Origin of the sequence: Prochlorococcus sp. RS04 (assembly GCF_001989455.1) — a bacterium.
Taxonomy (GTDB): domain Bacteria; phylum Cyanobacteriota; class Cyanobacteriia; order PCC-6307; family Cyanobiaceae; genus Prochlorococcus_A.
This window is the reverse complement of record NZ_CP018346.1, coordinates 91,841-104,356: the sequence shown is the minus strand read 5'-3', so window position 1 is coordinate 104,356 and position 12,516 is coordinate 91,841. Positions and strand designations below refer to the sequence as shown.

At 31.8% G+C, this 12,516-nt stretch carries 16 protein-coding genes; 5 read left to right on the top strand and 11 right to left on the bottom strand.

Annotation, left to right across the window (positions count from 1 at the left end):
• Positions 1 to 23: 23 nt before the first annotated feature.
• Positions 24 to 641, bottom strand: coding sequence for a uracil phosphoribosyltransferase (locus tag BS621_RS00620; protein ID WP_077141444.1), 618 nt, complete (start codon positions 639 to 641; stop codon positions 24 to 26).
• A 63-nt stretch (positions 642 to 704) separates the two neighbouring features.
• On the opposite strand from BS621_RS00620, the gene BS621_RS00615 reads away from it, so the two are divergent.
• The 5 genes from BS621_RS00615 (at position 705) to purQ (ending at position 3,521) form a co-directional block, all read left to right on the top strand.
• Positions 705 to 1,217 carry a pentapeptide repeat-containing protein gene (locus BS621_RS00615; RefSeq protein WP_025923079.1) on the top strand — a complete coding sequence of 171 codons (513 nt, stop codon included), beginning with the start codon at positions 705 to 707 and terminating at the stop codon, positions 1,215 to 1,217.
• A gap of 9 nt (positions 1,218 to 1,226) precedes the next feature.
• Entirely contained in the window at positions 1,227 to 2,291 is a 1,065-nt protein-coding gene (locus tag BS621_RS00610; RefSeq protein ID WP_025923080.1) for a GTP-binding protein, read from the top strand.
• A gap of 46 nt (positions 2,292 to 2,337) precedes the next feature.
• On the top strand, positions 2,338 to 2,502 hold the full coding sequence (locus BS621_RS09320) for a hypothetical protein (protein WP_198025615.1): 165 nt from the start codon (positions 2,338 to 2,340) through the stop codon (positions 2,500 to 2,502).
• A gap of 97 nt (positions 2,503 to 2,599) precedes the next feature.
• Complete coding sequence (purS, locus tag BS621_RS00605; RefSeq protein ID WP_025928315.1) at positions 2,600 to 2,854, top strand: phosphoribosylformylglycinamidine synthase subunit PurS; 255 nt, start codon at positions 2,600 to 2,602, stop codon at positions 2,852 to 2,854.
• 1 nt (position 2,855) lies between these two features.
• Positions 2,856 to 3,521, top strand: a complete 666-nt coding sequence (gene purQ, locus BS621_RS00600) for a phosphoribosylformylglycinamidine synthase subunit PurQ (protein WP_077141443.1) — start codon at positions 2,856 to 2,858, stop codon at positions 3,519 to 3,521.
• Positions 3,522 to 3,569: 48 nt separating this feature from the next.
• Here the strand turns inward: purQ and fba are convergent, their stop codons facing one another.
• The 10 genes from fba to BS621_RS00550 all read right to left on the bottom strand — a co-directional run bounded on the left by fba (position 3,570) and on the right by BS621_RS00550 (position 12,508).
• Positions 3,570 to 4,643 (bottom strand): class II fructose-bisphosphate aldolase, encoded by a 1,074-nt coding sequence (gene fba, locus BS621_RS00595; protein WP_011376344.1) that lies wholly within the window; start codon positions 4,641 to 4,643, stop codon positions 3,570 to 3,572.
• A gap of 92 nt (positions 4,644 to 4,735) precedes the next feature.
• Positions 4,736 to 5,833 (bottom strand): Gfo/Idh/MocA family protein, encoded by a 1,098-nt coding sequence (locus tag BS621_RS00590; RefSeq protein WP_025923082.1) that lies wholly within the window; start codon positions 5,831 to 5,833, stop codon positions 4,736 to 4,738.
• Positions 5,834 to 5,835: 2 nt separating this feature from the next.
• Positions 5,836 to 6,228, bottom strand: coding sequence for a hypothetical protein (locus BS621_RS00585; protein WP_025894402.1), 393 nt, complete (start codon positions 6,226 to 6,228; stop codon positions 5,836 to 5,838).
• 1 nt (position 6,229) lies between these two features.
• Positions 6,230 to 7,111, bottom strand: a complete 882-nt coding sequence (gene accD / locus BS621_RS00580; RefSeq protein WP_025890687.1) for an acetyl-CoA carboxylase, carboxyltransferase subunit beta — start codon at positions 7,109 to 7,111, stop codon at positions 6,230 to 6,232.
• A gap of 139 nt (positions 7,112 to 7,250) precedes the next feature.
• Positions 7,251 to 8,147 carry a phosphoribulokinase gene (locus tag BS621_RS00575; RefSeq protein ID WP_025881193.1) on the bottom strand — a complete coding sequence of 299 codons (897 nt, stop codon included), beginning with the start codon at positions 8,145 to 8,147 and terminating at the stop codon, positions 7,251 to 7,253.
• 89 nt (positions 8,148 to 8,236) lie between these two features.
• Entirely contained in the window at positions 8,237 to 9,310 is a 1,074-nt protein-coding gene (leuB, locus tag BS621_RS00570) for a 3-isopropylmalate dehydrogenase (RefSeq protein ID WP_025894403.1), read from the bottom strand.
• 28 nt (positions 9,311 to 9,338) lie between these two features.
• Positions 9,339 to 10,373 carry a UDP-3-O-(3-hydroxymyristoyl)glucosamine N-acyltransferase gene (gene lpxD / locus BS621_RS00565; protein WP_077141442.1) on the bottom strand — a complete coding sequence of 345 codons (1,035 nt, stop codon included), beginning with the start codon at positions 10,371 to 10,373 and terminating at the stop codon, positions 9,339 to 9,341.
• A 19-nt stretch (positions 10,374 to 10,392) separates the two neighbouring features.
• The gene (gene proB / locus BS621_RS00560; protein ID WP_025894405.1) at positions 10,393 to 11,475 is read right to left on the bottom strand and encodes a glutamate 5-kinase; all 1,083 of its coding nucleotides are present in this window, start codon (positions 11,473 to 11,475) and stop codon (positions 10,393 to 10,395) included.
• Positions 11,472 to 11,966: a YqeG family HAD IIIA-type phosphatase gene (locus BS621_RS00555; protein ID WP_025894406.1), complete on the bottom strand. Its 495-nt coding sequence runs from the start codon at positions 11,964 to 11,966 to the stop codon at positions 11,472 to 11,474. The genes proB and BS621_RS00555 overlap by 4 nt, the downstream gene beginning before the upstream one ends.
• 5 nt (positions 11,967 to 11,971) lie before the next feature.
• A complete protein-coding gene (locus BS621_RS00550) occupies positions 11,972 to 12,508 on the bottom strand; it encodes a DUF3727 domain-containing protein (RefSeq protein ID WP_025894407.1) in 537 nt (178 codons plus the stop codon).
• Positions 12,509 to 12,516: the final 8 nt, after the last annotated feature.

Here is a 12,516-nt window from a genome sequence, read left to right as displayed (position 1 = left end):
AATATTTACTCCTATATTCTATATTAGTTCTTATCTTGAAATATAGTACTTAAACGCGATAGAGGATTCCCAATACCCGGTACTAATAATTGTGTTTTTTCGTCTTCCTCATCTATGCAAGAAGTGTAAATTACCTGATTAGGGAGTAATTTCGCAATTTCATTTAATCCTTTATTTGAGCAAATAGCAGTTATTAAAAGAATCCTATTTGAATCAACACCTAATTCCTTTAATTTAATTAAAGTTTCTAATGTTGCTGATTTTGTTGTTATTTGTTCTGAATAAAATATAACTCCTTCATTTGATTCAATAGTTTTAGGAAGTTCTCCTAATGAGAGAGTTGAATTAGGAATTACTTCTTTAGATCCAAACCAAAGAGATAACCCTTCGGGTAACATTGCGAGCACTTTTATTGGATAATCATTATTAATAAAGAATCCATCTGTGTCTCCATTATCAGTATTTACTATTTCTTTTTTATATGGCAGCCAATTACGTAATGCTTCATATGTAAGCCATTTTCCTAATTGCTCATATCCAGTTGAGTACAAAATGTTTGGAGTATTTTTTTCTCGCAATATTGAAAGCCAATGTTTTATTAATGGATGAGGAGGAACAATAACCTTTAGTGACATTGCCATATATTTTCCTTTAAGATACTCTTACAAACTTTAAATACTTAAGTTCTAAAATACAGTCTTATTATGATTAAATCAATTGTTTCTCACTCACTAAAGAATGCACTAATTACTTTATTATTCGTTGGGATTTTATTTTTTAATTCTGTAAATTCTGCATGGGCTAAAAGACCTCCTGAGATTAGAAACCAGCAAGACCTTAATTTAGAGCCAGATATGCATGGTCAAGACTTAAGCGGTAACGAATACGTTAAGTTTGATTTGAATGGGTTTAATTTCAGTGAAAGTAATTTAGAGGGCGCGGTTTTCAATAATAGTAAATTGCAAGACTCAAAGTTTACTGGAGCCAATTTAAGAGATGCATTAGCTTACGCAACAGACTTTACAAATGCGGATCTTTCGGATGTTAACTTTACAAATGCTTTATTAATGGAGAGCAATTTTGAAGGAGCAAAAATAGATGGTGCAGATTTTACTGATGCTGTTCTTAGTCGTACACAACAAAAACAACTATGTGCGATTGCTAATGGCACAAATAGTTCTACAGGAGAGAGTACAGAATATAGCTTGGGTTGTTAATCATCAAAGATGAAAAAAAAAATACCAGTTATAGTTGTTTCGGGATTTCTTGGCTCAGGTAAAACAACTTTTCTAAGATATCTATTAAAAGAAAGTAATAAAAAATTTGGTTTAATAATTAATGAATTTGGTGATGTTGGAATTGACGGTGATTTGATTAAAAGTTGTGATAAATGTGATCAATCTGAAGAAGACTGCGTTATCGAATTAAACAATGGATGTTTATGTTGTACTGTTCAAGATGATTTTGTTCCATCAATAAAAGCTCTCCTAGAATTTAATCCTCCTATCGAATCAATAATTATCGAAACAAGTGGCTTGGCACTACCAATTCCCTTAATTCAAGCACTTAATTGGCCTGAGATTAGGTCTTCCATCTACCTTGATGTTGTTGTTGGCATCGTTAATGGAGAATCAATGCTTAATGGTTCACCAATTAATGATTTAAATAAAATAACAAAACAATATAATGAAACAGATAAAATTGATCACAACGCCACTATAGATGAACTTTTTGAGGAGCAACTAGAAGTTTCTGATATCGTTTTAGTCTCAAGATCAGATATCTTAAATGATGATCAGTTTAACGTTGTAAAAAATAAAATTCAAGGAAGTCTAAACTCATCTACACCAGTCCTTAAATCTAAGAACGGCAAAATTGATTTAAACTATCTATTCGACTTTAATTTAAAAAAAGAGACTTATAAAGAATTTTTAACTGAAGAACATGACCATAATCATGTTGAGCTTGTATCAGATTCATTTAAATTAAATTATTTCCTTGAAAAAAATGACTTTGAAAAGGAGATGACAAAAATCTTGGATGAACTAAACATTCTTCGAATAAAAGGACGTATTTGGATACCAAACAAATCATTACCTTTACAAATACAAATTGTCGGAAAGAAAATTAATACTTGGTTTGAAGAAGCTCCAGACAATTGTTGGAGACCAAATGATAATGCTGGGCTTGAATTAGTAATAATTTCTTTTGATGAAAAATCTATAAAAACTTTCAATAGAAAAATTAAAGAGAAATTTAAGATTTTAAGTGATCCAAAAATTGCAATTTGACTTTATAGTTAGCTGTCGGGATACTTACTACAGTAGACAGCCCAATATGGAAAATCCAAAAATTGCTTTAAAACAAATAATCTCTGACGGCGTTACATCAATTGATAAAATAAAATGTTCAAAATGTGGAGGCGCAGGAAATTTCAAAACTCATGAAAATTCAAGAAGAACTTGCTTAGTTTGTTTTGGTAGAGGCTTCATAAACATTTAATTACTCAGAAAACCTTGAGGTAAAAATATTTGTTTATTAATCAATAGTACTTTTTATAAAAATTTAAACTAATCTTCTAGTAGAAATTAATTTTTAATTGGACCAATTTGCTGTAAAAGTTTTTGTAAGACTAAGACCCTCAGTTTTAGATCCAGCAGGGGAAGCTACCAAATCTGCTTCTATAAAACTTGGAGCCGAGGGAATTAAATCATTACGTATAGGAAAAATGATTGAGGTAAAAATAGAAGGTAATGGTGAAAAAGAAGTAAGAGAAAAAATTGATTTATTGTGTGATAGGTTATTCGCAAATACTGTTATTGAAGATTATGAGTATTCACTAGAAAAATTATAAGATGGATAATTTTACTGTAGGAGTTGTTGTCTTCCCTGGTTCTAATTGTGATCGTGATGTTTCATGGGCGTTGGAAGGTTGTTTAGACATAAGAACAAAATATTTGTGGCATGAGTCTTCAGATTTAAGTGATGTAGATGCAATAGTTTTACCCGGAGGATTTAGCTATGGTGATTATTTAAGATGCGGAGCAATTGCGAGATTCTCTCCATTAATAAATGCCTTGGATGAGTTTGTTAAAAGCGGGAAAAGAGTTTTAGGAATTTGTAATGGGTTTCAAATTTTGACAGAATCAGGGTTTTTGCCTGGTGCCCTTACTGCAAATAAAAATCTTAATTTCATCTGTGATGATGTTGAACTTGATATAGTTTCTTCAAAAGGAGGTTGGTTCAACAATGTAGATGAAAAACAAACAATTAAGTTGCCAATAGCGCATGGGGAAGGAAGATATCATTGTGATTCTGATACTTTAAAGAAACTTGTAGATAATGAGTTGATCGCTTTAAGATATAAGAATAATCCCAATGGATCCTCATTCGATATCGCAGGCATAACTAATGAGAAGGGAAATGTTCTTGGTTTAATGCCTCATCCAGAGCGAGCATGCGACGAGACAATTGGTGGGACTGATGGTCTCTTTACATTAAAATCATTAATATTGAAATAAAAAAAAGACTCCCAATTATGGAGGTCTTTTTTTTAATTTGGGAAGAAATTAAACAGTAGCTTTTACTTTTGGATCCAAATCACCTTTTGCATAAAGATCAGCAAAATAATTAGTGCTGTTTTGTTTGATCTTACTTGCTTGACCTTCGCACCAGAACTGCTTGTATCTATCAAGACAAACTTGCTTCATGTATTTTCTGGCAGGCTTGTTGAAATGTCTTGGGTCGAAGTTTGCCTTATCAGCAAATGCTGCCTCTCTAACCGCGGCAGTGAAAGCAAGTCTGTTATCAGTATCAATGTTGACTTTCCTAACTCCATTTCTTATTCCCTCTTGAATTTCTTCAACAGGAACACCATATGTTTGAGGGATTTCACCGCCATATTTGTTAATGATATCCAACCATTCTTGAGGAACCGAACTAGATCCATGCATTACAAGATGGGTATTTGGAAGTGCTTTATGAATTTCAGCAATTCTGCTTATTGCAAGAACTTCTCCTGTAGGTTTTCTTGTAAATTTATAAGCACCATGACTTGTTCCTATAGCAATAGCTAAAGCATCGACTTTTGTTTTGGCTACAAAATCTGCAGCTTCTTCAGGATCAGTCAAAAGCATATCTGTAGAAAGTTCACCTTCAAATCCATGACCATCTTCCGCTTCACCTTTTCCTGTCTCTAATGAACCTAAGCAACCCAACTCTCCTTCAACACTAACTCCAACTGAATGAGCAAAATCTACTACTTTTTTAGTAACTGCAACATTATATTCGTAACTAGCAGGTGTTTTTGCATCTGCCTCTAGAGAACCGTCCATCATTACTGATGTGAAACCATTTATTGCTGCTGAATAACATGTTGATGGCTCATTACCGTGGTCTTGGTGCATTACCACTGGAATATTAGGATATGTTTCTGTAGCAGCAAGGATTAGATGACGTAGGAAAATTTCTCCTGCATAATTTCTTGCCCCTCTTGAAGCTTGGAGGATTACAGGACTATCAGTTTCATATGCTGCTTCCATGATTGCTTGAACTTGCTCAAGATTATTAACATTGAAAGCTGGAATACCGTAACCATTCTCAGCAGCGTGATCTAAAAGTAGTCTTAGTGGAACGAGGGCCATAATTAAAATAAGTTAGATGCTATACAAAGCACTTGTTTCCGCGAGTTTAGTACAAAGAGGGATCAAATGTCACGTAATTAGATATACAAAATCTATATTTTTATATTTAACCCGCTCTTCGACGATTCTCTTATAGCTTCGCAAACTTTATGACTTGCAAGTCCCTCGCATAAGCCTGGGATTACAGGTGTTCCATTAATTATACTCTGAGCCCATAAATTTTGAATTCTCAAAACTGGAGCTATTCTTCCATCAGTCCATGTTTTTTCAAAATTAAAACTTAAATCTGCAGTTAGATTTTGTATTTTATTTTCGTTGTTTGAAAATTTCAAATTAAAACCATGTACATAATCTTTTTGGTTTTCGCTTTTAAGAATTAGTGAACCTTCGCTTCCATATATTTCTAAACTAAATCCTCTACCATTTTTAGAAATTGATGATAAAGATACCTGACATGGAACAAGATTTGAGCTGTAGTTTGATATTTCTATATTGGCTAAACATACATCTTCACTCGTAACATCATTTAAATCAGATGAATTAGGTAAAGGTCTTTTTTTTATTGATGTTGCTAACTTGCCAGACACGTTTATTGCTTCTCCAAAAAACCAATTCAACATATCGAATGCATGAGTACCTAAAGCGCCAATAACTCCTCCACCTTTTTCTTCCAATGAATACCAATTCCAGGATCTTTTGGGGTCGGATCTACTGCCCATTAACCAATCTAATTTGACTAGATATATATCTCCTAAGATATTTTCATCAATAAGTTTTTTTGTCTGAAGGAAAAGAGGTACTGCCCTATATTCAAAATCAACACATACGCTTAAATTATTAATCAAAGATATTCTCTGAAGCTCTTCAATTTCAAGGGAAGATATTGAAACAGGTTTTTCTAGTAGCAAATTTTTATTGTTCTCAAGTGCGCTTTTTGCTAATTTAAATCTTGATTCAGGAGGGGTAGCAATAATGATCCCATCAATTTCTGGAGATTTAATTAAGTCATTCCAATCATGAAAAAAATCTAAGCCCGTTTCTTTTTCTAATATCGATTTTTGTTTTTTCTCGTAATGATAAATTGCTACAGGAGTTAAGTAATCAGACTCTTTTAATGCCTCTAAATGAACATTTTTACCAAACCCTAGTCCAGCAATTGCTATTTTTAATTTTTTATTTTTAGAATTCATTCTTATCCATTAATAAACTCTGAACAACTATTTTCAATAACAACATCTATGAGTTCATCATTATTTGAAGTTTGCCATTTTGAATTGAATTGAGGTATTCCATTTATGGAAGTATCTTTAAACTTTTTTTCATCGCAATTAATTCTCATTACATAAAGTGATAACTCTCCATCATCATCAGAATTAGTTGGATTTTTGAAGAACTTTGTTAAGACACTGATTTCACCATTTGGAAAAGGCTTAATACTGCCTTTATCAAGCCATTCTTTCCCTTCACTATTCTCTTTTAGTAGCACCCAGTCAACATTTCCTATCCCATAAGAATATGGCGCAAAATTTAAAATAAAAAATAAAAGGCTTAAAGAAAAATAAAAGAAATTTGAAATTATACTCATTTTATATATTTGCTTCTGCAAGTTCTTTTACACCATGAATTTTTAAAATTTTAGTCAGAGTATCCTTGAGATCTTTTCGTTTCACAATTACATCAACAAAACCATGCTCAAGCAGATATTCAGCTGTTTGAAAATTATCGGGTAATTTTTCTCTTAATGTTTGCTCTATAACCCTTCTTCCAGCAAATCCAATAAGTGCTTTAGGTTCCGCCAAAATTAAATCACCTAACATCGCAAAGCTGGCTGTTACCCCTCCAGTAGTTGGATGAGTTAATAAGGGCATATATAGGAGATTTTTCTCTTTATGTTTTTTTAGTGCTCCAGATATTTTTGCCATTTGCATGAGACTTAACATACCTTCTTGCATCCTTGCTCCGCCTGATGCGCAAACAATAAGAATTGGAAAATTTTCCAAAGTTGCTCTCTCAATTATCCTTGTAATTTTTTCACCAACTACTGAACCCATGGATCCTCCCATAAATCTAAAATCCATAACAGCTAATGCTAAAGGCATTGAATTCACAGAACAGATACCTGTTACGACTCCATCTCTTAAACCTGTACCTGCTTGACTTTCTTTAATTCGATCAGCATACGCTCTTCTATCTTTAAAACCTAAAGGATCTGTAGGACTTAGTGAACTATCAAATTCTTTAAATGAATTTTTATCAGCAATTATATTTATCCTTTCATCGCTATTAATCCTATTGTGGTGTCCACAATTACTACAAACATTGAAATTTGATATTAGGTCTTTTCTATAGGCTACTTGCGAACACTCAGAACATTTAACCCACAATCCATCTCCTTCGTCAGTATCTTGGGAAACTTTCCCAACAAATTGATCTTTGCGCCTTGCGGCAAACCAGTCGATTAATGACACAACGTTACCTGTTTTTTCTATTTAAATCTAAGTAAGGTACTTTTATCAAGAAAGATATATAAAAATTTGAGATCCTCTAGATTAAAAACTTCTCAAAATTAAAAAATAATGATTTAAGTTGATAATCGAAAATTAATTATTATTTATTTTTCTCCTCAATCATTTTATGAATTATTGGAGTGAGAATTAGTTCCATTGCGAATCCCATTTTTCCTCCATTTACAACGATACTTGTTGGACTTGACATAAATGAATCATTAATCATTCCAAGCAAGTATTGAAAATCAATCCCCCATTTCTCTCTTGCCCCTTTTCTGAAATGTATGATCACAAAGCTCTCATCAGGAGTTGGGATATTCCTGCATATGAAAGGATTAGAAGTGTCAATTGTGGGAATTCTTTGGAAATTAATATCGGTTTTGCTGAATTGTGGGCATATATGATTTATATAATCAGGCATTCTTCTCAATATAGTATCTACAATAGTTTCCGCTGAGTAACCTCTTTCTGCGTTATCTCTATGGATTTTTTGAATCCACTCTAAATTTGTTATCGGAACAACTCCAACAAGTAGATCAGCATAAGAGGCAACATTGTATCCATCACCTTCTACCCCGCCATGCAAACCTTCATAAAAAAGTACATCTGTTCCCTCAGGAATATCTTCCCATGGAGTAAATTGTCCAGGTTCTAGGGATGTCCCAAGTCTTGTATTATGTTCTTCTGCTTCTTCAAGACTATGTAGATAATATCTTTTCTTTCCTCCTCCAGTTTCACCATAGATTTTAAAAAGTTCTTCTAGCTTGTCAAAAAGATTAGCCTCTGGACCAAAATGTGAGAAATTTTCACCTTTTGAAAGAGCGTCTGCCATAGCTTTTTTCATAGGCATTCTTTCAAATCTGTGGTAACTATCACCTTCAACAACTGCGGGAACAATATCTTCTCTGGCAAAAATATGCTCAAAGGCTCTTTTTACTGTACTTGTTCCTGCTCCTGAAGATCCTGTTACAGCAACTACTGGATGACGTTTTGACATTTTTAAAAAACAATATCTAATGATTCTGACAGGTCATATGCCAACTTTATGTTTTACTTAAAAATATTTTTTTATTTATTAATTTTTTTTTAAATTTCATCCATTATTTTATCTCCGATTTCACTGCAAGATAAAACTTCAGTAGACCCATCAGCTAAATCTGCTGTTCTAAATCCTTTTGATAAAACTTTATCAATGGCAGTTTCTAAATTTTCTGCAGCTTCTTCTTCATTTAATCCAATTTTTAACATCATGGAAGCAGATAAAAGCATTGCAATAGGATTAGCTATGTTTTTACCAGCTATATCAGGAGCCGAACCATGAACAGGTTCAAAAACGCCTGGGCCATTATTGTTTAAAGAAGCAGATGGAAGCATACCAATAGAACCAGTTAACATTGCGGCTAAATCGCTTAATATATCTCCAAATAAATTACTAGTTAAAATCACATCAAATTGACTAGGATCTCTAACTAATTGCATTGCTGCATTATCAACATACATATTGCTTAGGGATATATTTTTATCTTTTGAGGTGATATTTAAAACTGTATCTCTCCACAATTGACTAACCTCAAGAACGTTTGATTTATCAACAGAACATATTTTTTTATTTCTTTGGTTAGCAATTTTTATTGCTATTTCGGTTATTCTTTCTATTTCAGTTGAATCATAGATCATCGTATTGAAAGCTTTTGGGATTTTTGTATTTGTTATGTGTCCTCTTGGTTTCCCAAAATAAATTCCTCCTATTAATTCTCTTACAACAATAAGATCTACATGCTCAACGATTTCTTTTTTTAATGTACTTGCATCTAATAGAGATTTTCTTATTTTGACAGGCCTGATATTTGCGAAAAGGTTTAGGGCAGATCTTAACTTTAGTAACCCACTTTCTGGCCTTAATTCTCTTGCAAGAGAATCATATTTAATATCTCCAACACATGCTAAAAGTACTGCGTCACTTTTTTTACATTGTTCTAGTGTCTCATCTGGAGCAGGAGTACCATATTTTTCATACGCTATCCCTCCAAATAATTTTTCAATAATCTCAATATCGAAATTATGATTTTTTGAAAGCTTTTTTAAAACTTTTTTTGAAACTTCTGAAATCTCTGGTCCAATTCCATCTCCTGACAATAAAACAATCTTATATTTCTTCATTTAAATTTTTGTTTAATAGAACAATAAATTATTGCTTGTCTAATTGTCTAAGTTTTTTTGCTAATTCTGGTAATTTTTTAAATATACTTGAACTCCTTAGCCATGATTTATTTTCCATCGCGGGGAAACCACTTATTACCTTGCCATCTTCAATGTCACAATGGATTCCGCATTTTGAACTCGCAATGACATTATTACCAACTTTTACTCTATTATTGACTCCTACTTGCCCTGCCAAAATAACACCATCTCCAATATTTGCGCCTCCAGCGATACCAACTTGAGCTGCAAATGCACAATTCTTTCCAATTTTTACGCCATGACCTATTTGTATTAAATTATCCAACTTTGTTCCCTCATCAATAAAAGTAAATCCAACTGCGGGTCTATCAATACAACAATTAGTTCCAATTTCTACAAAACTCATTATTTTTACACCACCTTTTTGCGGCATCTTTACCCATTTGCCATTTTCAGGAATAAAACCAAATCCCTCTGATCCAATAACAGAATTTGAATTAATTACACAATTATTTTTTAGAGTGGTATTTTCGTAAATAACACAATTTGGATGAATTATATTATTATTTCCTATTTGAACATTGCCTAAAATTGATGATCCAGGAAGAATATGATTATTGTCTCCAATTACTGTATTTTCCCCAATATAGACATTAGGTCCAATATGGCAATCTGCTCCAATTATTGCTGTTTTATCTATAACTGCTGAGTCATGAATTCCTGGTTTGAAATTGATAGTTTTATATAAATAATCCAATACTTCTGCAAATGCAATTCTTGGATTTTTAACGATTATGTTAGATATATTGAGTTTTTTTAGGGCACTAACGATTTCATCGTTGTTAGTAGTTATTATTGCTGATGCTTTAGTTTGATCTAATTTTTCTTTAAGTATATTATTTTCTTCTAAAAAAGATATTTGATGTTTAACTGCAGCCTCTAATGAGGCAGCATCATCTATATTTAAATCTTCGAAAATATTGGCACTAATAAAATTTGAATTTCCTTTTTTTATTAGATCAACTAAATCACTTAAAAGCATTTTTCAGTTTTAATTTTTTCTAAGAGAGAGCAAGAACATCTCTATGAACGACAATTATCGAGGAGTTGTTATTTTCTTTATTATTTAAGATACTTCTTAATTTGTCGCTACTTATTGATACTAAACCTTTTGCAACTTCTTTATCATTTGTATTTACGATTTTAACTGCCTGATTAATCGTAAAGTTTCCTTCTACATTCTTAACACCAACCGCTAAAAGTGAGGCACCTTTTTTTTTAATTGCAAAAGAAGCGCCTTCATCTAAAGTAATTTTCCCTACTGTTTGAATTGCGTGTGAAAGCCAACTTTTTTTGTTTCCAATAGGTTTTTCTACTGGATAAAATAAAGTTCCAATTTTATTATCATTAAATATTTCAATTAAGTTTTTTTTATTAGTTCCATCAACTAGTTGGACTTCGACTCCTCCTTTTGTTGCAATTTCTGCAGAAATTAATTTTGTAGAAATTCCTCCTGTTCCCCACTCATTATTTGAGTTTAGAATATTTTTATCTTTAATTTCCTTTAATTCACTATTATGAACTTCTTTAATAGGTTGCGCATCTTTATTATTACGTGGATCTTTTGAGTATAGATTTTCAATATCGGTTAATAAAATAAGCTTGTTAGCATTTATAGCCAAGGCAACTAAAGCAGAGAGGGTATCATTATCTCCATATTTAAGCTCTTCATTTGCTACGGTATCATTTTCATTTACTATTGGAATAACATTCAAATCGATTAATCTTTTTAAAGTTTTAGAAGCGTTATTAAAGGATTCTCGTGAATTGAAATCAGCTTTAGTTATTAAAATTTGAGCAATATTAAGACCTAATTTATTAAATACTTTATCGTATAAGGACATTAAATTAACTTGACCTACTGCAGCAGTAGCTTGAAGTGTACTTAAATCATTTGGTCTTGTTTTAATATTTAACTTTTGGCAGCCTAATCCAACGGCTCCACTAGTTACTAAAATTAACTTGTTTCCTTTTGAAAGAAAACTTGTAAAGGATCTAGAAAGGTTTTCAATAACTTCTTCTGTAGATGTTTCCTCTGTTCCTCTTAAAATACTAGTACCAATTTTTATAACCCAAGTTTTCATTTTATAAAATGAGAAATTAATTTTTCTATTGTCAAAGTTAAATTAAATTTTATAGGCAGGCCATCTCTATTTAATCTCTTAACTAATATTGTTTTTATATTACATCTATTACCAACAATAATATCTGTAAAAATTCTGTCGCCAATAATGGCTATATTTTTTGGCTCTCTGCCAATTTCTTTGATAGCAGACAAAGTTACTTTTTTTCTAGGTTTTGATGCATTGTATTTATACCTTAAATTTAATTCTTTCGCTATTTTTTCGATTCTTTTTTTTGATGGATTATTACTTATTAGATATAAGGAGAAAAGTTTTTTAGATTCTATGATCCAATTTTTTACAGCTTTTGGGATCATATTTGATTTTCTATTTACTAGAGTCCCATCCACGTCTAGCAATAAAGAATTAATTCCTTTTTTTTGCAACTCAGATTGAGAAATATTATATATTGGTAAGTTTGAATCCCAATTGACATTTAGGATAGATCTCATTTAATTTAAGAACTACTTTTTTCAAGCTCAGTTTCAATCAAAGGTTGAATTTTATCGAACTCATCATCCTCAACTAATAAGGCACCATTGTCTTTTAATTTACCAACAATAAAAAAAGGATCTAGTGGTATATATAAGCCATATTCTTGGTCAAAAAGATTAAAGTTAACGAGCAATTCATAACTCTCACTATCATCATCGACGTAATCTTCTTCTAATTCATCGTAAATTGGTTCTTCAAGTTCTCCTGATACTGTTAATGTAACTGCTGACCTGATAAGTCTTAAATCATGTTCTTGAAGGACTGCTTCAGCATTTTTTAGTATTTGTTCATTTTTATCTATTTTCTCAATCAGTTCAGGTTCATCTTTTTCATTTATCTTAAAAAGACTTACTGGAGTATCAACTGGGGTTAATAAAGCATATTCTTGGCCTTCAACACTTACTAATTGTTCAAGATAACAAAATAGCTCGTTTCCATTTGAGTCATTTAATAAAAGAGTCTGTGCATCATAATTATCATTTGAATTGGCTTCTTTCATTTAAAAAT

Coding starts and splice junctions, on each gene's coding strand:
- BS621_RS00620 (WP_077141444.1), bottom strand. CDS start 641: ATGGCAATGTCACTAAAGGTTATTGTTCCTCCTCATCCATTAATAAAA.
- BS621_RS00615 (WP_025923079.1), top strand. CDS start 705: ATGATTAAATCAATTGTTTCTCACTCACTAAAGAATGCACTAATTACT.
- BS621_RS00610 (WP_025923080.1), top strand. CDS start 1,227: ATGAAAAAAAAAATACCAGTTATAGTTGTTTCGGGATTTCTTGGCTCA.
- BS621_RS09320 (WP_198025615.1), top strand. CDS start 2,338: ATGGAAAATCCAAAAATTGCTTTAAAACAAATAATCTCTGACGGCGTT.
- purQ (WP_077141443.1), top strand. CDS start 2,856: ATGGATAATTTTACTGTAGGAGTTGTTGTCTTCCCTGGTTCTAATTGT.
- fba (WP_011376344.1), bottom strand. CDS start 4,643: ATGGCCCTCGTTCCACTAAGACTACTTTTAGATCACGCTGCTGAGAAT.
- BS621_RS00590 (WP_025923082.1), bottom strand. CDS start 5,833: ATGAATTCTAAAAATAAAAAATTAAAAATAGCAATTGCTGGACTAGGG.
- BS621_RS00585 (WP_025894402.1), bottom strand. CDS start 6,228: ATGAGTATAATTTCAAATTTCTTTTATTTTTCTTTAAGCCTTTTATTT.
- BS621_RS00575 (WP_025881193.1), bottom strand. CDS start 8,147: ATGTCAAAACGTCATCCAGTAGTTGCTGTAACAGGATCTTCAGGAGCA.
- leuB (WP_025894403.1), bottom strand. CDS start 9,310: ATGAAGAAATATAAGATTGTTTTATTGTCAGGAGATGGAATTGGACCA.
- lpxD (WP_077141442.1), bottom strand. CDS start 10,373: ATGCTTTTAAGTGATTTAGTTGATCTAATAAAAAAAGGAAATTCAAAT.
- proB (WP_025894405.1), bottom strand. CDS start 11,475: ATGAAAACTTGGGTTATAAAAATTGGTACTAGTATTTTAAGAGGAACA.
- BS621_RS00555 (WP_025894406.1), bottom strand. CDS start 11,966: ATGAGATCTATCCTAAATGTCAATTGGGATTCAAACTTACCAATATAT.
- BS621_RS00550 (WP_025894407.1), bottom strand. CDS start 12,508: ATGAAAGAAGCCAATTCAAATGATAATTATGATGCACAGACTCTTTTA.